This is a genomic window from Acinetobacter sp. WCHA55 (genome assembly GCF_002165305.2).
GTDB lineage: Bacteria > Pseudomonadota > Gammaproteobacteria > Pseudomonadales > Moraxellaceae > Acinetobacter.
The window spans coordinates 2,183,121-2,203,419 of the sequence record NZ_CP032286.1 but is presented as its reverse complement, the minus strand read 5'-3'; the positions used below and the strand labels follow the sequence as shown (position 1 = coordinate 2,203,419).

At 41.7% G+C, this 20,299-nt stretch carries 14 protein-coding genes, 3 tRNA genes and 1 pseudogene; 8 read left to right on the top strand and 10 right to left on the bottom strand.

The features are described from left to right. Positions 1 to 11: 11 nt before the first annotated feature. The 7 genes from CDG62_RS13465 to pyrC all read right to left on the bottom strand — a co-directional run bounded on the left by CDG62_RS13465 (position 12) and on the right by pyrC (position 6,389). On the bottom strand, positions 12 to 917 hold the full coding sequence (locus CDG62_RS13465) for an alpha/beta hydrolase (RefSeq protein ID WP_171405715.1): 906 nt from the start codon (positions 915 to 917) through the stop codon (positions 12 to 14). A gap of 80 nt (positions 918 to 997) precedes the next feature. Then, complete coding sequence (locus CDG62_RS13460) at positions 998 to 2,410, bottom strand: amino acid permease (protein WP_087528819.1); 1,413 nt, start codon at positions 2,408 to 2,410, stop codon at positions 998 to 1,000. 109 nt (positions 2,411 to 2,519) lie between these two features. Then, positions 2,520 to 2,595, bottom strand: a tRNA-Glu gene (locus tag CDG62_RS13455). A 176-nt stretch (positions 2,596 to 2,771) separates the two neighbouring features. Further along, positions 2,772 to 4,202 carry an amino acid permease gene (locus CDG62_RS13450; protein WP_087528818.1) on the bottom strand — a complete coding sequence of 477 codons (1,431 nt, stop codon included), beginning with the start codon at positions 4,200 to 4,202 and terminating at the stop codon, positions 2,772 to 2,774. 412 nt (positions 4,203 to 4,614) lie between these two features. After that, positions 4,615 to 4,690, bottom strand: a tRNA-Glu gene (locus CDG62_RS13445). 20 nt (positions 4,691 to 4,710) lie between these two features. Beyond that, entirely contained in the window at positions 4,711 to 5,370 is a 660-nt protein-coding gene (rnt, locus tag CDG62_RS13440) for a ribonuclease T (RefSeq protein ID WP_005399764.1), read from the bottom strand. Continuing rightward, positions 5,355 to 6,389 carry a dihydroorotase gene (pyrC, locus tag CDG62_RS13435; protein WP_087528822.1) on the bottom strand — a complete coding sequence of 345 codons (1,035 nt, stop codon included), beginning with the start codon at positions 6,387 to 6,389 and terminating at the stop codon, positions 5,355 to 5,357. Before pyrC ends, rnt begins: the two co-directional genes overlap by 16 nt. A gap of 151 nt (positions 6,390 to 6,540) precedes the next feature. On the opposite strand from pyrC, the gene CDG62_RS13430 reads away from it, so the two are divergent. Continuing rightward, a complete protein-coding gene (locus CDG62_RS13430) occupies positions 6,541 to 7,803 on the top strand; it encodes a GGDEF domain-containing protein (protein ID WP_087528817.1) in 1,263 nt (420 codons plus the stop codon). A gap of 56 nt (positions 7,804 to 7,859) precedes the next feature. Here CDG62_RS13430 and argG read toward each other — a convergent pair whose 3' ends face one another. Then, on the bottom strand, positions 7,860 to 9,203 hold the full coding sequence (gene argG, locus CDG62_RS13425; RefSeq protein WP_087528816.1) for an argininosuccinate synthase: 1,344 nt from the start codon (positions 9,201 to 9,203) through the stop codon (positions 7,860 to 7,862). A gap of 626 nt (positions 9,204 to 9,829) precedes the next feature. Between argG and lldP the strand changes: the two genes are divergently transcribed. The 7 genes and pseudogenes from lldP to CDG62_RS13390 all read left to right on the top strand — a co-directional run. Then, entirely contained in the window at positions 9,830 to 11,497 is a 1,668-nt protein-coding gene (gene lldP / locus CDG62_RS13420; protein WP_171405714.1) for an L-lactate permease, read from the top strand. A 32-nt stretch (positions 11,498 to 11,529) separates the two neighbouring features. Continuing rightward, positions 11,530 to 12,273 carry a transcriptional regulator LldR gene (lldR, locus tag CDG62_RS13415; protein WP_087528814.1) on the top strand — a complete coding sequence of 248 codons (744 nt, stop codon included), beginning with the start codon at positions 11,530 to 11,532 and terminating at the stop codon, positions 12,271 to 12,273. A 2-nt stretch (positions 12,274 to 12,275) separates the two neighbouring features. After that, a complete protein-coding gene (lldD, locus tag CDG62_RS13410) occupies positions 12,276 to 13,430 on the top strand; it encodes an FMN-dependent L-lactate dehydrogenase LldD (protein WP_062034458.1) in 1,155 nt (384 codons plus the stop codon). 314 nt (positions 13,431 to 13,744) lie between these two features. Next, a complete protein-coding gene (gene dld / locus CDG62_RS13405) occupies positions 13,745 to 15,442 on the top strand; it encodes a D-lactate dehydrogenase (RefSeq protein WP_087528813.1) in 1,698 nt (565 codons plus the stop codon). A 189-nt stretch (positions 15,443 to 15,631) separates the two neighbouring features. Next, complete coding sequence (locus CDG62_RS13400; protein ID WP_087528812.1) at positions 15,632 to 17,668, top strand: NADPH-dependent 2,4-dienoyl-CoA reductase; 2,037 nt, start codon at positions 15,632 to 15,634, stop codon at positions 17,666 to 17,668. A gap of 87 nt (positions 17,669 to 17,755) precedes the next feature. Continuing rightward, positions 17,756 to 17,846 (top strand) — tRNA-Ser (locus CDG62_RS13395). A gap of 308 nt (positions 17,847 to 18,154) precedes the next feature. Further along, positions 18,155 to 18,394: pseudogene (locus CDG62_RS13390) on the top strand (hydrolase or metal-binding protein); the annotation flags it as partial. A gap of 62 nt (positions 18,395 to 18,456) precedes the next feature. On the opposite strand, the gene CDG62_RS13385 reads toward CDG62_RS13390, so the two are convergent. Together CDG62_RS13385 and CDG62_RS13380 are read right to left on the bottom strand one after the other, a co-directional pair. Continuing rightward, positions 18,457 to 19,662, bottom strand: a complete 1,206-nt coding sequence (locus CDG62_RS13385; protein ID WP_004973108.1) for an IS256 family transposase — start codon at positions 19,660 to 19,662, stop codon at positions 18,457 to 18,459. 166 nt (positions 19,663 to 19,828) lie between these two features. Beyond that, complete coding sequence (locus CDG62_RS13380) at positions 19,829 to 20,290, bottom strand: DUF2147 domain-containing protein (RefSeq protein ID WP_228254395.1); 462 nt, start codon at positions 20,288 to 20,290, stop codon at positions 19,829 to 19,831. Between the last annotated feature and the right edge of the window lie 9 nt (positions 20,291 to 20,299).

The following is a 20,299-nucleotide window of genomic DNA, read 5'->3' as shown; positions in this document are numbered from 1 at the left end:
AATCATATAATTTAAGTCGATTTTTTAAGCAACTTAAGTAAGTTGTTGATGAACACGGGGTGGCGTAAATAGCCTTCGATCAGATGAGGGTGAGCAAGATCGGTGGTGATTTGCTTGTTGATAATGGCGGGAGTAAAAGCAAACGGTTTTTGGTTCAGTGGAAAAGCACTTAGAAAATCAGCATCTGAATAAAAGTTGATCCAATCACCAGATAAAGCCGTAGGCCGTTGAATAGGCTGTTGCAAATGACACTGGATAATACGAAAGGCAAGTGGCGAACCGAGAGTAATTAATGTTTGAATCTTGAGTTCGGGGTGTTGAATTAAATAATTATAGGCAATCACACTGCCTAGAGAGTGGGCAATCACAATCTTGGGTTTTGTGTCGTGTAAGTGCTCATGCAGACGTGTATGCACTGCTTGGATGAAGTGTGGATTGGATAAATATAGGTATGCTTCCACCAAAAAACGATGAATAAAGCTGCTATGCAACTCCGGAAAGTGATTGATTAAACTAGCTAAATCACGTAAAGCCAGATCTTTGCCTAGGAGGCTGATGTATTTAATTTTATGATTGAATGAGAGTTCATCTGAAACTGTGAGCTGAGGGTTTTTAGACATTTCAGCTTGATGTTCAATATTGGGTATAACTGTGGGTATTAGGTGAATAGGATGTAAAAAGGAAAAAGGAGACCAATGCTGTGGCATAAGGGTGCTGGCGCTGAGGGTGTTTTCTAAATGCTGACGTGTGAGGAGGTCTCCATAAAAAGCCAGTCGACTGTGCCGCTGAAGATAAAGCAGGGTATCTTCGTATCCAAGACTATTCAGTACTTGTTGTAAGATTACAAGCCAATGTTGAAGCAGGGTACGCGCAGTCTTATGCTGCTGATTCATCCCATGAATCCAGACAATATTCATCGTGTATGCACCGATGATGTACTTGATAAAAACAGTATAAAAAAAAGAGCGACCGAAGTCGCTCTTTTTAACAGTAAGGATTAAGATTTCTTGTGATAAAAGGTGTAATAACTTGCATAACATACTGCAATAAACAGTAAACAACCAAAGAAGCTAATACGCATACTTGGGTCAAATACCATACTCATGCAGGTAATAAAGCAGAAGATAAAGCCAAGGATTGGCACAATAGGGAACAGGGGTGCTGCAAAACCTAATTCTTCTTTTTTACGTCCTTGTTTATACCATTGGCGACGGAAGTTAAATTGGCTTAAGCAAATACTCATCCAAACGACAACCATGGTAAACGCTGCAATACCAAGTAGGTTGGTGAAAATTGTTTCAGGCGCAAACTGCTCAGACAGTAAACCTGGCATTCCCCCAATCATGGTTACGATGACTGCCACATAAGGGACGCCACGTGCATTGATTTTTGAGAATACTGCTGGTAATTGCTTTTGGTAAGACAATGACCACATCATACGCGAAGCAGCAAATAGTCCAGAGTTCGCAGCAGATAGCAACGCAGTGATAATCACAAAACGAATAATATCTTCAGCATAAGGAATACCAATGTGCTGGAATACGGTCACAAATGGACTGCTACTCACGCCTTCAGCCGCTAAACCAGCTTCTTGATGCGGAAGGAGTGAAGTCACGACCAAGATTGTACCCACAAAGAAAATTAATAAGCGGAAAATCGCAGTATTGATGGCTTTGGGTACATTCTTAGCAGGATCTTTGGTTTCACCTGCAGCCACACCAATCAGCTCTGTACCAGAAAATGCAAAGTTCACAATCAACATGGTGGTAAAGATAGGGAATAAGCTTTCAGGGAACCAACCTTGAGCCGTTAAGTTGCTAAATAAAGGTGCAGCCTCATAGCCTCTGTAGCCAATCACGCCAAAAATTGCCATTAAACCTAATAAGATAAAAGCAACAACCGTGATAACTTTGACTAAAGCCAACCAAAACTCAGATTCAGCGAACCATTTGGTCGAGATCATATTTAAACTAAATACAAAAGCACCAAAAATTAGGGTCCACATCCACATTGAACTATCTGGAAACCACTCCTGCATGAGTAGTGCGGCAGCTGTAAACTCGGTTCCTAGCGTGACTGACCACGTTAGCCAGTACAACCATGTGATGGTATAACCTGTACCTGGTCCAATATAGCGTTTGGCATAAGCACCAAATGAGCCAGACTCAGGCATATGAACAGCAAGTTCCCCTAAACACAGCATGACCATATAGGCAATGATCCCGCCGAGGAAATAAGAAATAATGGCACCTACAGGCCCCGTTTGTGCAATGACTTCACCCGATCCTAGAAATAGGCCAGTCCCGATTGCGCCGCCAAGCGAAATCATAACCAGATGTCGAGTACTCATAGCGCGTTTTAAAGGCGCAGAATTGCCCTGATGCGAAGCATCATTCGGAGATGAGTGCATAAGCGTTAATAAGTTCAGGAATGAAGCGGGCTATTGTAGTGAAAAACTGCAAATCTGCAATGAAATAATAGTAATTATGAATAAGTGTTGATCGGATAGGATCAAGAGATGGCGTCCCTACGGGGATTCGAACCCCGGTTACCGCCGTGAAAGGGCGATGTCCTAGGCCTCTAGACGATAGGGACGTTGCGAGGTGATGCGTATATTAAGGATAAAAGGCCTATTTGTCAAAAGGGTTTTTTCACTCTAGGGCTCAAAAGTTCAAACATTAGGCAAAACAAGCAATTAAATTGAATGATTGACTTTACTGTTGCAAAAGTGAGCTCTAAAAATAAGTTTGAGCTCACTTTGCTGAGGATGCTTAGTTTTTATTGTGATAGAGCCAATAGTAGCTGGCGTAGCAAGCCGCCATAAAGAGCAAGCAGCCAATAAAACCTGAAAGCATTTCAGGGTCGGCCGCCATACTTAAGCCTGTTGCTGTACAGCAAATAAAACCTACGATCGGAACCGTTGGATACCAAGGGGTACGAAACTTCAGTTCCGATAAAGCATGACCTTGCTTTAACCATTGGCGGCGGAAGTTAAACTGACTCCAGCAGATACTCATCCAGACAATCACCATGGTGAATGCTGCAACCCCCATCAAGTTCTTAAAAATGACATCTGCACCAAACTGTTCAGAGAGCAAACCCGGTAAGCCACCAATCATAGTGACCCATATGGCAATATAAGGCACTCCAGATTTACTTACTTTGGCAAAGAGCTTGGGGAGCTGGTTTTGTGAAGACAGTGCCCACATCATGCGTGAGGCCGCATATAAACCTGAGTTTGCAGTTGATAATAATGCGGTGATGATGACAAAACGGATAAAGTCTTCAGCATAGGGAATACCCATTTGGGTGAAAACAGTCACAAATGGGCTGCTACTTAAACCAGCATGATCACCGACTTGCAAGCCAGTATCGGTATAGCTGAGTAATGAGCTGATAACAACGATGGTTCCCACAAAGAAAATAATCAGACGCCAAACCGCGGCATGAATCGCTTTGGGTACATTTTTCTCTGGGTTTTCAGTCTCACCTGCGGCAATGCCAATCATTTCTGTGCCATTAAAAGCAAAGTTCACAATTAATAAAGTGGTAAACAGAGGTATAAAGCCATTTGGTAGCCAGCCTTGTGCAGTCAAATTGCTAAATAAGGGCGCAGATTCATAGCCCTGAAAAGGGATGATACCGAAAATACAGGCAAAGCCTAAAAGAATAAAAATAAGAACAGTTGCGACTTTGATCATGGACAGCCAAAACTCAGACTCTGCAAAAGCTCGGGTTGAACTGAGGTTTGAAATCAGGACACCACTAGCAAAGATTAACGTCCATAACCAGATCGATGTTTGTGGGAACCATTCCTGTACCAAAATGGCCGCTGCGGTAAATTCGGTGCCAAGTGTTGCCGACCAGCCAAGCCAATACATCCACGAGACCATATAGCCTGTGCCAGGGCCAATATAACGCGTTGCAAAGGCACCAAATGAACCAGAAATAGGTAAATGTACTGCAAGCTCTCCAAGGCAAAGCATGACCATATACGCGATCAAACCCCCAATAATATAAGCTAATACAGCACCGAGAGGGCCTGCTTGAGAAATCACTTCACCAGAGCCCATGAATAGGCCTGTGCCAATGGCACCACCGAGCGATAGCATGATCAGGTGGCGCGTGCTCATGGCGCGTTTTAATGAGGTATTTTGCGGTGAATCAGTTGAAGACTGCGAAGGTGGAGTTGCAGATTGCATAGAAAATTAAACAATGGGCATAAAGCTATATTCTAGTTTTTAATAAGATGAAAATTCACGTGAATTGAAATTTTCTAATAAACTATCAATATTAATTTAAGAAACAAATGCTTAAAGATAATTTTTTAGTGGTCAGGTGTGGGATAGGAAGGGCTGTTTTCAGCAATAGAATGTATTTCTGGCGTAACAGGATCTTGTTTGGTGTGATTGGTCTCTTGTTGGATAAACCATAAATAAAAAATAGAAGGCGATAGAATCAATAACAAGATTAAAATTTTCTTAAGCATCACAATCAACCTTGAAAAGCACGGATCATAGTATAGCGGGTGCATGGTTAAAACTGAAATGAAACATCAGCGTTTAATCAGAACTGATTCAATGAAAAGTAGTATTTTTTATAAATAGAGTGAAATGGCGTCCCTACGGGGATTCGAACCCCGGTTACCGCCGTGAAAGGGCGATGTCCTAGGCCTCTAGACGATAGGGACGTTGCGAGGATGGCGGTATCTTATTGATCCGCCACCAGGGTGTCAAGTAGGTGTGGCGCGAGTTTGTTTAAAATATAACAGAACAGTTCGGCGGTCTTTTGAGTGTCGTATAAAGCCGAGTGGGCCTCTCTACCATCGAACTCAATCCCTGCTTGAATACATGACTTCGCAAGAACGGTTTGACCAAACATCACAGCACTTAAGGTGACGGTGTCAAATACAGAGAAACTGTGAAATGGGTTTTGATTTTTAGTCCCTGTACGTGCAATCGCTGCTTGTACAAAGCCTAAATCAAAGTGAGCGTTATGGCCGACCAAGACTGCATGGGTACAGTTCTGCTGGCGACGGACTTCATTGACGGCTTTAAAAATACGTTTTAATGCTGTTTTTTCGTCTTCAGCCATCGCCATACGCATGGGATTAAAGGGATCAATACCAATAAAGTCCAATGAGCGACGGTCTAGATTAGCACCTTCAAAGGGGTTGATATGCGCATGATGCGCAGGACCCGGTACAAACTGACCTTCTTCATTATAAATAATCGGAATTGCAGCAATTTCCAATAAGGCATCGGTCTGTGCATTAAAACCTGCTGTTTCGACATCGACAACAACAGGTAGAAAGCCACGGAAACGCTGACCAATTATTGGCAATGTTTCATTTGTCACACTTTTCTCCATTGAATGGTTTTACCCGCATACAGCGGAATAATTTGTTCACCATCCAAATAGTCTAAACTCTCAGGGATGACTTGGTCTTCTTTTACCAGTGTAATTGTTGAAGTATTGCGCGGTAGACCGTAAAAGTCTGCACCAAAGTGGCTGGCAAAACCTTCAAGGCGTTCAAGCTTACCCACTTGATCGAATGCTTGAGCATAAAGTTCAATTGCAGTTGGTGCGCTGTAGCAACCTGCACATCCACATGCATTTTCTTTGGCATTTTTAGAGTGTGGTGCACTGTCTGTGCCTAAGAAAAACTTAGGGTTGGCACTGGTCGCAACTTCGAGCAAAGTTTGCTGATGCGTTTGACGTTTTAAAATCGGTAAGCAATAGAAGTGCGGTTTAATACCTCCAACCAACATATCATTACGGTTAAACAGTAAATGCTGTGGAGTAATGGTTGCAGCCACATTGCGGTCTTGTTCTAAAACAAAGTTTGCTGCTTCACTGGTGGTAATGTGTTCTAAAACCAACTTCAGTTTTGGGAATTGTTTTAGCAATGGAGAAAGAACTTCATCTAAGAAGCGCTTTTCACGGTCGAAAATATCGACATGATTATGCGTAACTTCGCCATGTAACAATAAGGGAACTTGGTGCTCTTCGAGTTGCTCAATGACAGCATAGACTTTACGAATATCGCTCACGCCATTGTCAGAGTTGGTAGTCGCACCAGCAGGGTAGAGTTTAATCGCATTTACAAACTCAGAGTTTTTAATCTTCTTTACTTCTTCAGGCGAAGTTGTATCAGTAAAATACAATACCATGCGTGGGTCGAAAGCATTACCTTCTGGTACGTGCGCCATGATGCGTTCGCGATACGCATTCGCTTCCTCAACCGTTTTGACAGGAGGTACAGTATTTGGCATACAAATAGCGCGGGAAAACTGCTTGGCTAAATCGGGAACAGTACGTTGTAATGCAAGACCATCACGAAGGTGGGCGTGCCAATCATCTGGCTGGAGAATCGTAATCGTATTCAAGGTGATTTCTGTCAAAGAAATAAAACAGATGATAATGCATATACAGCAAAAATGGTAATGACAAATAAAGGCATCTTGTCTGATTATTATGATTAATCTTTGTAAATTTGTGTTATTTTTAAGCAACTACAAGAATTAAATCTGGTCTGGTATGGAATACAAATACAACCTCGCCAAACTTCAGTACGATAAAGAAAAAATGGAAGAGCTGATTACACGACATAACCGTCGTATTGGTCAGGTTTTTCCTCAGAAATTAGAACAAGAGTTTTGGCGATTAAACTTAGAGCGCGCGCGCCGAAATATTAATGATTTTCTTTGGTCTGGTGTTTTGGCTTATTTTATTTTTGCCATTTTTACGATTCCAGGGGATTACTGGATTATTGAGCATTCTCATTTTAAAGAAGATTTTATTCATTGTTTACTGGGGTTGCTAAATGGGGCTGTTTGTCTTTTATTTCTTTATGTTTTTTCACACTTTACTAAACTAAAGCCTTTTTTTTCCTATGCAGCCATGTTTGCTGTGTTTTGGGCTGTAGTTTCGACGACTTGGTTGACCATGTCGGTGCATACAGAAGCATTGCGCCATCAAGCAATGATGATTATCTGCATGATTTATGTATTGGGGTTTTTACTGACTGGGGTAAAACCAGGATATGTTTTTATCACAGGCATAGTAGCTGCTGGGGTTTCATTTTTAGTGCTCATTTCGACTTTAGTTAAGTTTGATGCGATCGTGATGGGGCGTGTGATGTTTGGTAGCTGTTTGCTGGGGTTTATCATTAGTCGTATGATTTATGCTCGCGAGCGCATCATTTTTTTAAATATTCGCCGTGCTAAAATTAGTGAAAAGATACATCGAATACATACCTCAGAGTTGTTGCATTTGAGTCAGAATGATGAACTGACAAAGATCTCAAATCGGCGTAATTTTGACGAAATGATGGATACCTATTATGAGCAATCCCGTCAGGATGAAACACCTTTATCGATTTTGTTTATTGATGTTGATTTCTTCAAAAAATATAATGACTGTTATGGTCACCAAAAGGGTGATGATGTGATTTCATCGATTGCAAAATCTATTAAAAATGCGATTCGACATATGGATTTTGTAGCGCGTTATGGTGGCGAAGAATTCGTAGTTTTATTGCCGGAAACCGATGCACATGGCGCTTATGCGGTTGCTTCGAATATTTACCGAGCGATTGAGCGGTTGGAAATTCCGCATGAAATGTCTGAAGTATCGCCATTTGTCACCATTAGTTTAGGGATTACGGTCTTTAAAGGCGAGGTGGATTTGAGCAAAGTCGAGTTGTTGAGGATCGCAGATCAGGCTTTATACCGCGCCAAGCAATTGGGGCGTAATCAGATTTATTATCAGCCTTTATCCACATCCCCTTGTATAGAATAAATCACTGAAACATAAAAAACCGCTCATAAGAGCGGTTTTTTTGACATTCAACAAACTTATTTGTTTTTGTCTTTTAGTTGTGGAACAGCAGAACCTGTACCGACTGCAAGCAAACCAGTATTGGTATAAATACCAAGTTTCGCACGAGTATCTGTGATGTCCAAGTTACGCATAGTTAACTGACCAATACGATCCATTGGCGTAAACATTGAATCACCTTTCTCCATCGTCAAACGCTCAGCTTCATAAGTGAGGTTTTCAGACTCAGTGTTCATAATGGTGTAGTCATTACCACGACGAAGTTCTAAAGTCACAGTACCAGTGATCGCTTTTGCAACCCAACGCTGTGCAGTTTCACGAAGCATTAATGCTTGAGAGTCAAACCAACGACCTTGGTAAAGTAAACGACCTAAACGTAGACCGTTAATACGGTACTGTTCAATCGTGTCTTCGTTATGAATACCAGTAACCAAGCGCTCATAAGCAATATGTAGAAGTGCCATACCTGGTGCTTCATAAATACCGCGAGATTTTGCTTCAATAATACGGTTTTCGATTTGGTCAGACATACCTAGACCATGACGACCACCAATACGGTTGGCTTCAAGAATGAACTCAACAGGGTCTTCGATACGTTGACCATTGATTGCAACAGGGAAGCCTTCTTCAAAAGTAATAGATACTTCTTCAGCTTTAACCTCTACGTCGTCTTTCCAGAATGCAACGCCCATGATTGGGTCAACAATTTTGATACCTGCATTGAGGTATTCAAGATCTTTTGCTTCGTGAGTAGCACCCAACATGTTTGAGTCAGTTGAGTAAGCTTTCTCTTTTGACATTTTGTAGTCAAAACCATTGTCGATGAGGAACTGTGACATTTCTGCACGGCCACCTAATTCATCAATAAAGGTTTGGTCTAACCATGGTTTGTAAATTTTAAGTGCAGGGTTGGTCAACAAACCATAGCGGTAGAAACGCTCAATGTCGTTACCTTTATAAGTTGAACCATCACCCCAGATGTTGACGTCATCTTCTTTCATTGCAGTTACAAGCATAGTACCTGTCACTGCACGACCCAATGGCGTCGTGTTGAAATATGGCATACCGCCAGTGCTGATATGGAATGCACCACACTGAATCGCTGCAATACCTTCAAGTGCAAGCTGTAAACGGCAGTCGACTAAACGTGCTTTTACTGCACCGTAAGCTTCCGCTTTTTTGGGAATCGCATCGTAGTCATCTTCATCAGGCTGACCTAAGTTTGCTGTATAAGCATAAGGTTCTGCGCCTTTTTGTTTCATCCACAAAAGTGCAGCTGAAGTATCTAGACCACCAGAGAAGGCAATACCAACTTTTTTGCCAACTGGGACATTCTGCAAGATAGTTGCATTATCAGTCATTGTTAATCCTAACGATATAAATATAGGCACCGAGAATGGGTGGCCTGAAAGAATACATATGTCCGTGATTGTAGCACTTTTCCAAATGGTTTTTCTAAAAAATCATAGGGCTTTAAAAATATTAAAGTTCATGTGTATATCGATACTGCTTAATAAAATTCTGAATAAAATCGGTTTTTATAATGTGTGGTCAATTTTTGTCTTTCTAGAGGGTGTTTGGTCTATAAATTAATCAAAAAAGTGTTGAGGTCTGTTTGTTTTTAAATTGGTATTACCAATATTGTGTGATTTTTCCCATTTTTGAATATTAAGCTGGATTTAAGTTGGGTGATTATTTTTATATTATTAGACTAAAGTCTAAAGTTGGCATTATTTATATAAAAAAATTAGTAAAAACAATGATATTAATTTGATTGAAATATGATCTGGTTTATAAGGGTAGCTAATATTGGTCATACCAATATTAAATTTTATTTGAAGTTTTACTTCATTTTAAATCAAAATAAGCCAAGTATAAGTCATTATTGGTTTGTTTCTCTTTACGGTTGCTCATATTGGTCTGTCCAATATTGGCAAAAGTACCAATAATATGCTCAAAATTAAATCTTAGTAAGCATTTCAAGGAGATGACAATGCTTCAATGGCAGCAAATGTATGACCCGATGGGGAATATTTGGATTTCAAGTCTAATTGCACTGATTCCGATTATCTTCTTCTTCTTGGCGCTCGCAGTATTTCGTTTAAAAGGCAGTGTGGCAGGTACGATCACCGTTGTGCTTGCTCTTCTCGTCTCTTTATTCGCCTATAAGATGCCTATGCTGATGGCATTTGCATCGATGGCTTATGGTTTCCTCTACGGTTTATGGCCGATTGCGTGGATCATTATTGGTGCTGTATTCCTGTATAAAATTTCAGTGAAGACAGGCCAGTTTGATATCATTCGTTCTTCTATTCTCTCAATTACTGAAGATCAGCGTTTACAAATGCTGTTGGTGGGCTTTGCTTTCGGTACTTTCTTGGAGGGTGCGGCAGGCTTTGGTGCGCCTGTGGCAATTACCGCAGCACTATTAGTAGGTTTAGGCTTTAAACCTTTATATGCAGCAGGTTTGTGCTTAATCGTAAACACAGCACCTGTGGCTTTTGGTGCGATGGGTATTCCTATTATTGTTGCTGGACAAGTATCTGGTGTCGATACGATGGAAATCAGCCAAATGGTGGGCCGTCAGTTACCATTTATGGTGCCAATCGTATTGTTCTGGATTATGGCAATTATGGACGGCTGGCGTGGTGTTAAAGAAACATGGCCAGCCGTTGTGGTGGGGGCAAGTAGCTTTGCAATTGCGCAATACTTAACTTCTAACTTTGTCGGTCCAGAATTACCTGATATCACGGCTGCAATTGCATCCTTGGTTTCCTTAACAATTTTATTTAAATATTGGCAGCCGAAGCACATTTTCCGTTTTGCAGATCAAGACGCAACGATGAGTGAAGATGTGGCTGCACAAAAACAGCAAAAATACACTGTAGGACAAATTGCAAAAGCATGGTCTCCATTCGCCATTTTAACTGTGATGGTGACGATCTGGAGTGTGAAACCGTTTAAGGATTTATTTGCCAAAGACGGTGCATTGCATGATCTCGTGATTTCAATCAAAGTGCCATTTTTGCATCAAATGATTCAAAAAATGCCACCTGTAGTTGCTGAAATTAAAGATTATGATGCGATTTATAAGTTTGATTGGATTTCGGCTACAGGAACTGCAATTTTTATTGCAGCATTGATTACCATTGCCTTTTTGAAGATGAAGCCCAAAGATGCTGTGGTGACTTTTGGTGAAACTCTGAATGAGTTGAAAGTTCCAATTTATTCAATTGGTATGGTGTTGTCTTTTGCTTTTATCGCAAATTATTCAGGTATGTCTTCGACCTTGGCTTTGGCTCTTGCACATACAGGTTCAGCATTTACGTTCTTCTCGCCTTTCTTGGGCTGGTTGGGTGTATTCCTCACAGGTTCAGATACTTCTGCCAATGCACTGTTTTCAGCACTTCAAGCCACTACAGCTCAGCAAATTGGTGTTCCAGAAGTTTTATTGGTTGCAGCCAATACCAGTGGTGGTGTGACGGGTAAGATGATTTCTCCTCAATCAATTGCGATTGCATGTGCGGCGGTGGGACTCGTTGGTAAAGAGTCTGATTTATTCCGTTTTACCTTAAAACACAGTATAACGTTCACAATCATGATGGGTATTATGATTACCCTACAAGCTTATGTGTTCCCATGGATGATTCCATAACACAAATTGTGTATTAACGTTAAGGAAAGCAGATGAAAGTCTCCGATAAAGCTGTACAAAGCCTGCGTGTATTGATTGAACAAAGCAATATGCAAGTTGGAGACCGTCTGCCTGCTGAAAGAAAACTGTGTGAACAGCTTCAAGTCTCTCGCTCTTCTTTAAGAGAGGCTATTTCACAGTTGACCAGTATGGGTATGTTGGTCAGCAAAGTGGGAGCGGGAACTTTTTTAAAACAATTACCAGCAACCTGGTCCAGTTATCAAATTGTACAACCAATTAGTAATTTGATGAGTCAGGATCCTGCCTACCGATTTGATGTGCAAGAGGCGCGCATTATTTTAGAAGGTGGAACAACTTGGTATGCAGCACAACGCGCGACCAAAGAAGATATGGTGAACATCCGATATCATTATGATCAGATTAATCATTTTCAGGCCTTGGGAGATGATGACGAAGCAGCCCGTGCAGATGCGAAATTTCATTTGGCGATTGCTGAAGCATCTCATAATTTGGTCTTGATTCAGATGATGCGTGGTCTGTTTGATTTGTTGCAGTTCAACGTCGCTTTGGGACGCCGAAAAGTCTATAGCGAGGCACACCGTTTTGATCAATTGCATGATCAGCACTTTCAAGTCATGAATGCAATTGAACGTCGTGATCCAGAAGCTGCACGTAAAGCAGTCTGTGGACACATTGAGTTTGTAGTACAACAGGTGCGAATGATTGATGAAGAAGAAGCTCGTCGTCAGCGCGCCAGTCGATTAAACAGGATATAAGCATGATTATTTCTTCTGCCAATGACTATCGTGAAGCGGCACGCCGTCGTTTACCGCCATTTTTATTCCATTACATCGATGGTGGTGCGTATGCAGAATACACCCTGAAGCGCAATGTAGAAGATTTATCAAAAATTGCTTTGCGTCAGCGTGTACTGAATGACATGTCACAGTTAAGTTTAGAAACCAAACTGTTTGATGAAACATTGTCAATGCCAGTTGCATTATCGCCTGTGGGTTTAACAGGAATGTATGCGCGTCGTGGTGAAGTTCAAGCTGCGGTTGCTGCAGATAAAAAGGGCATACCATTTACGCTGTCTACCGTTTCAGTATGTCCAATTGAGGAAGTTGCGCCTGCGATTCAGCGTCCAATGTGGTTCCAGCTTTATGTGCTACGTGACCGTGGTTTTATGAAAAATGCTTTGGAACGTGCTAAAGCAGCGGGCTGTTCAACCTTGGTGTTTACTGTGGATATGCCTGTTCCTGGCGCGCGTTACCGTGATGCCCACTCGGGTATGAGTGGTCCGAATGCTGCAATGCGTCGTTATATGCAGTCGTGTTTCCATCCACACTGGGCGTGGAATGTCGGCATGATGGGACGTCCGCATGACTTGGGTAATATTTCAAAATACTTAGGTAAGCCTACAGGTCTAGAAGATTATATTGGTTGGTTAGGTTCAAACTTCGATCCGTCTATTTCGTGGAAAGATCTTGAGTGGATTCGTGAGTTTTGGGATGGCCCAATGGTCATTAAAGGAATTCTAGATCCTGAAGATGCCAAAGATGCAGTGCGTTTCGGTGCAGATGGAATTGTGGTTTCAAACCATGGTGGTCGTCAGCTCGATGGCGTTTTATCTTCTGCACGCGCGCTTCCGCCAATTGCAGATGCAGTCAAGGGTGATATTAAAATCCTCGCGGATTCGGGTATTCGTAATGGTTTAGATGTTGTGCGTATGCTGGCGTTGGGTGCGGACACGTGCATGCTTGGTCGCGCCTTTGTTTATGCACTCGGTGCAGCAGGCGGTGAAGGTGTTTCAAATCTTTTAGAATTAATTGATAAAGAAATGCGTGTTGCTATGACCTTAACAGGGGCAAAAACCATTGCTGATATTACTTCGGATTGTTTAGTGAAGTTAGAACGAGAGCTGGCCGAGTAAAACTCTCTAATAACAGCGAGCGAATATAAAGCAGCATCCTTTGCCTCATTTTGAATTAAAAAATTTAAGTTCAATTGCGTAGGCAATACCTTGCTTTTCATGGATGAAAAGTAACAAAAATCCTTTGTTGGGCGTGAGAAGCGAAGCTTCGCAAGACGACCTCTTGCGGAGTTGTACTCCTCACCGACCCAACGGCGGCATCCATGCCACCACACGACATCGAATACCGTGATGAATACGCTTAAAAAATGAATGTGTTATTTCATAATCTAGCTTTATTGAAAAGCTCAAAAAATTAATGGGCAGGATATAAAATGCAATCCAATTTAGACGCACAGCAAACTATTCAAAAGCTCATAACTATTGTGGGTAAACAACATGTTTTAACCGATGATAAAGACACGCGTTTATATCGCCAAGGCCGTCGTTATGGTGCAGGGAAAGTACTGGCTGTTGTTGCACCAGGGTCACTACTTGAGCAGTGGCAAGTACTACAAGCAGCTGTTGATGCAGACTGTATTGTGATTATGCAAGCAGCCAATACAGGTTTGACTGGTGGTTCAACGCCTTTTGGCGATGACTATGACCGTCCAGTGGTCCTAATCAGCACCCGTCGTTTGGTTGGCATTCAGGTCATTAATGACGGTCAGCAAGTGATTTGTCTACCTGGTGCCACACTGGATCGACTTGAAAAAGAATTGGTGCCATTTAATCGGGAGCCGCACTCGGTGATTGGTTCATCGTGTATTGGAGCTTCAGTTTTAGGTGGCGTCTGTAATAACTCAGGCGGTGCTTTGGTACGTCGTGGTCCTGCTTATACTGAGTTAGCCTTGTACGCTCGTGTCAATGATGGCGGTCAGTTAGAATTAGTGAATCATTTAGGGGTGAACCTCGGAGAAACACCTGAAGAAATTCTAAACAAGCTTGAAAATAAGAATTATCAAATTGGCGATATTATCAATAACTCAGGCTGCTGTGCCTCGGACCATCGTTATGGACATGATGTTAAACAAGTTGATGAAAATACGCCTGCACGCTTTAATGCCGATCCGTCTCGTTTATATGAAGCATCGGGTTCGGCAGGTAAAGTATGCGTCTTTGCCGTACGTTTAGATACCTTTGAAAAAATTCCAAGTCAGGTGTTCTACGTGGGTACCAACTCACATGATGATTTGACCGAAATCCGCCGTTTTTTACTGAAAGATTTGCCGCGATTGCCGATTGCAGGAGAATATATCCACCGTGTAGCGTATGACATTGGGGCAGAGTACGGTAAAGACACCTTTATGTTCATTGAAAAACTCGGCACAGCCAAAGTACCCGCTGCATTTGCAATGAAAGATAAGGTCGATGCGTACTTAGAAAAATTTGGTATGAAAGGACTTTCAGATAAGGTCCTGCAATTGATCACCAAGTTTCTGCCCAATCATTTACCGAAACGGATGAATGCTTTCCGTGATCTATATGAACATCATTTGGTTATTCGGATTGAAAACCAAGATGTCGAGAAAGTTGAAAGCTTTTTAAAACGTTATTTCCAAGATAAAACCTCAGGTGATTTTTTCCACTGTACCGAGGAAGAAGGGCGTAAAGCATTTTTACATCGCTTTGCCGTTGCAGGTGCAGCAATTCGCTATCGGGATACGCATCGTTCAGAAGTTGAAGATATTGTAGCTCTGGATATCGCATTGCGTCGTAATGATCGAGAGTGGGTGGAAACCTTACCTAAAGAGATGGATGATCTGATTGTTCATAAACTCTATTATGGTCATTTTTTATGTCATGTGTTTCATCAGGACTATATTGTGAAAAAAGGTGTAGATCCTTTGGCGATGGAACACCAAATGTGGCATTTATTGGATGCACGAGGTGCTGAATACCCAGCCGAGCATAATGTTGGACACTTGTATGTAGCAAAACCTGCATTACGAACGCATTATGAAAAGCTTGATCCAACCAATAGTTTTAATGTGGGTATTGGTCAAACCAGTAAGCTGAAGCATTGGCAGTAAAGAGCTTCAGGCTAAAAAATGAAACCAGTGAGGGCAACGTCACTGGTTTTTTTATTGTCAGATATTTCTGAGAGCTCAGTCGAATTGACCGTAGATGCCAAGAATTTTTTATAAATTGTCATCCCAATATTTTAAAAAACAGCTAAAGTAGTATGCAACAAGTTGCAAAGCCAAAGATAAGGATTCATGATGACAACCAATAGCTATGCACATATTTTGAAACCCTTACACTTGGGTTTTACCACGATTAAAAACCGTGTGGTGATGGGCTCCATGCATACGGGCTTGGAAGATCGTTTTTATAATTATCCAAAATTGGCTGCATACTTTGGTGAGCGTGCTAAAGGCGGTGTTGGCCTGATTATTACAGGTGGGATTTCTCCAAACCGTCAAGGTTGGCTTCTTCCTGCGGGCGGTACGATGAATACGCTGGGAGATATTGCTCCGCATCGTTTGGTGACACATGCTGTACATAAGCATGGCGCAAAAATTTTAATGCAAATTTTGCATGCTGGACGTTATGGCTACCAACCTTTTGTGGTTTCTGCCAGCCCTATTAAATCACCGATTTCGCCTTTTAAACCGCGTCAAATGTCTGAAAAACAAATCTTGAATACCATTGATGACTACGTTAACTGTGCCAGTCTTGCGAAAAAGGCGGGCTATGACGGTGTGGAAATTATGGGTTCAGAAGGTTATTTACTGAATCAATTCTTAAGCCGTCATGTGAACCAACGTGAAGATCGTTGGGGTGGACCGATTGAAAACCGTATGCGTTTTGCGGTCGAAATCGTTAAAGGGATACGTGCACAAGTCGGGGAGAAATTTATTATTTGCTTCCGTTTGTCATTGCTGGATTTAGTGCATGACGGCAATACCATGCAAGAAGTAATTACCATTGCACAAGCACTAGAAAAAGCCGGTATTACTTTGTTGAATACAGGAATTGGCTGGCATGAAGCGCGGATTCCAACCATCGTGACTTCTGTGCCACGTGCAGCTTTTGTTGATTATACAGCAGAAGTGAAAAAGCATGTGGCTGTGCCAGTGATTGCTTCAAATCGTATCAATATGCCAGACACGGCAGAAGAGATTTTGGCATCGGGCAAAGCGGATATGGTGCAAATGGCGCGTCCGTTATTGGCAGATGCTTTTTGGGTGAATAAAACAGCGACCAATCGTGTCGATGAAATCAATACGTGTATCGCCTGTAACCAAGCGTGTTTAGATCATACATTTAAAAACCAACGTGCAACATGTTTAGTCAACCCGCGTGCGGCGTTTGAAACTGAGTTGGTTTATGTGAAGGCAAAACAACCGAAACGGGTTGCGGTTGTTGGCGGTGGTGTCGCAGGCATGTCGGCTGCGACGGTTGCAGCCAGTCGTGGACATGCAGTGACTTTGTTTGAAGCAGGTCATGAGGTGGGTGGACAGTTCAACTTGGCAAAAGTTGTACCAGGTAAAGAAGAGTTTCATGAAACTATTCGCTATTTCAAAGTACAGATTGAAAAAACGGGTGTCGACTTACGTTTAAACACTAAGGTGAATCGTGAGCAGCTTGAGCGTGAAGGCTTTGAGGAAATTATCATTGCAACTGGTGTTGTGCCACGTGCATTACGTATTGAAGGGAGCCACTTACCGCAAGTTCTGTCTTATGCAGAAGTGTTAGGCGGTGCTCCTGTCGGTCGAAAAGTTGCGGTGATTGGTGCTGGGGGGATTGGTTTTGATGTGTCTGAGTATTTATTGAAACCAGAGCATCAACCTCAGCCACAACCGCTTGCTGATTGGCAACGCGAATGGGGCGTAGATCCAAATCCAAATTATGTCTCCGAAGGAGGCACGCAGGCCGCAGAAGTTCATCCGCCTGTTCGTGAGATTTATTTATTGCAACGTAAAACCTCTGCACTTGGAGCAGGTTTGGGTAAAACCTCGGGTTGGGTACATCGCGCACAGTTGAAAAAGCATGCAGTACGTATGCTACGTGGAGTTCAGTACAAAGCTGTGACTGATGAAGGGCTTTGGGTCGATATGGCAGGACAAGATCAATTGCTCCGTGTCGATACCATCGTTGTGTGTGCAGGACAGGAGTCAGTGAAAGATCTGATGCCAAGTACCGAGCAAAATACGCTAGCAAATTATCACATTATTGGTGGTGCTAAATTGGCGGCTGAGCTAGATGCGAAGCGTGCGATTCGAGAAGGTGCAGAAATCGCTTCGAAATTATAAGTTTTTGATGAAACAATATGCAGTTGGTTGCTTTGACGGTAAGTTTTGCTTGTCATCAAAACAAAAGCTCCGTATGATGGCGCACATGGAAGCGTGGCAGAGCGGTTTAATGCACCGGTCTTGAAAACCGACGAGGGCTTATACCCCTCCGTGAGTTCGAATCTCACCGCTTCCGCCAAATTTTGAATTAAGCCCTTGTATTTACAAGGGCTTTTTTCTTATCTGTGATTTTTTCCCTCAACCTACCCCACATAAAAATTTGGATTGATTTCCATCAAATAGAACTTTATAAGACTCTTTAGGATTATGTAGTAGTTGAGTTTAAATTTCTTCTATAAATTCTTAGTTGTTTTTTAATTAATTTTCCCTTTGATAATTAGAAATGAAGGCTTAAATTGAATAGCCACCAAAACTCTAGACACACAAAACCATCTTTTGGACTGCCACCACTCTCCTAGACAAATATCGTCTATTCTTTTTTGCATAGGAGTGAACTTAAGTGAGGCCATTACTTCAGCTAAGCAGATCGATGAACAAAGCAAAGCAGCAGGGTTTTATCAGGTGGCTTTAGATCATGTGGCACTACACGGCTATGGCAATGCCAGCTTTGAGGCAGGTGGAGAAGAGGGCTTGGATATCGTGGAGAAGTTTTATGCAGATGAGTCCAAACCAGAGCAACATCAACAAACACATGATTTGACACATGTGCAGGATATTCAGAAATGATTGCAGCAGTCGGTTCAGGCTTTGAATTGAGGGCGTTCAAAGTTCTGTGTCAGTAAATTTGACTAGATTTTAATTATATCATCTAATCGACCTTCAAAGTAAATGGATAATTGAGTAATGGTTTGTCCCCATTCCTGAATAGGCATTGTCCATTTTTCTGATGCCTGTTGAATACCAATATACAGTAATTTCATCAGACTATCCTCATTGGGGAAAGCTCCTTTGGTTTTGGTTAGTTTGCGGAATTGACGATGTACGGCTTCAACGGCATTGGTGGTGTAAATCGGCTTCCTAATCGCTTTAGGGTATTTGAAATAGGCGGATAGTAGATGCCATTTGGTACGCCATGACTGAATGACCACACCATATTTTTCGCCCCATTTTTCTTCTAGCTCATCCAGTGCTACTTCTGCCGCCCCTTTGGTATCAGCACGGTAAATTGGCTTTAAATCAGCCATAAATGCCTTCTGATCTTTACTGGCAACATAGCGTAAAGAATTACGGATTTGATGAACGATACACAGTTGTATTTCTGTTTGAGGGTAAATCGCTGCTATGGCTTCGGGGAAACCTTTTAGTCCATCTACACAGGCAATCAGAATATCCTGAACACCACGATTTTGTAGGTCTGTCAGTACACTAAGCCAATGGTTCGCCCCTTCGCTTTCCGACAAATGCAAGCCGAGTAGTTCCTTCTTACCTTCAACATTTAAAGCTAAAATGGTATAGATCGCTTTGCTCACATAAACACCTTTATCCTTCACTTTGTAATGTATGGCATCTAACCAAACAAAGGGATAAATTGTATCGAGTGGGCGTTGTTTCCATGCTTGTAACTGAGGGAGGAGCTTATCTGTAATATTGGTGATAGCACCATCTGAAATCTCCAATCCATACATATCAGCAACATGCTTTTGAATATCACGATAGCTCATACCAAGTGCATAGAGTGATATGATTTTATTGTCAATTTCTTCTGATAATTTGGTCTGGTTCTTTTTAACTAACTGTGGCTCAAATTCACCATTTCGATCTCTAGGGGTTTCAAGCTCAAATGAACCTGATGTAGATTTTACTGTCTTGCGAGTATAGCCATTGCGGCGATTACCTTGTTTCGGATTCGCTTCAATGTAATTCTCGATTTCTGCTTCAAGAGCAGCTTCGGTCAGCTGTTTAATTAAAGGGGTGAGTATGCCATTTTCTCCAGTCAGTGCTTGTCCTGACTGGAGTTGTTTTAAGGCTGTTTCAAAATCAAATGTAGTTGCCATAGTGCATCATTCCTGTTTTTAACAGTTTAAGGAAATGACACAGTTTTTTGAACACTACCTTTGAATAATAAAATTAAGTATTGTCTAAGATTACGTGATGTCTAAGGCTACTTAACTTTTAGTAACTAGCTATTCTCATTGAATAGCTAGTTACTCATGAAGAATTTTAATTCATTTTGATCCATGTCTGGCTACGACCTAAAAGAGAAGTACCAACATAACCACGTAATGTTATTGTCCGACCATTTTGATTCATTCTAATCTTACCTTTGTAAGTGTTACCTGTTAATGGGTCGAGAACCTGACCATGGACGTACTCATTTTTTTTATTTTTGTTTTCAGTAAAACCATTCAGAATATTCAAGCCAACCATTGGTTTATTTTTCATATTTCCGTTGCATTTAACACAAAGTCCAAGTGGTTCGGTCCCATTCGGTAAAGCATAAATTTTTTCAATTTTTCCCGTATACGTACCATCACTCTCTTGTTTAATATTAATAACGGCTCTTGGAAAACCCGTTTTATCATCAATCGTTTTCCAGTTGCCTACAAGATCATCCGCCCAAGCGCTCGTAATACACAGCGAAGTGGAAAAAAGAAGCATTAAAATTTTTTGTATAAAATCCATTTTATTATC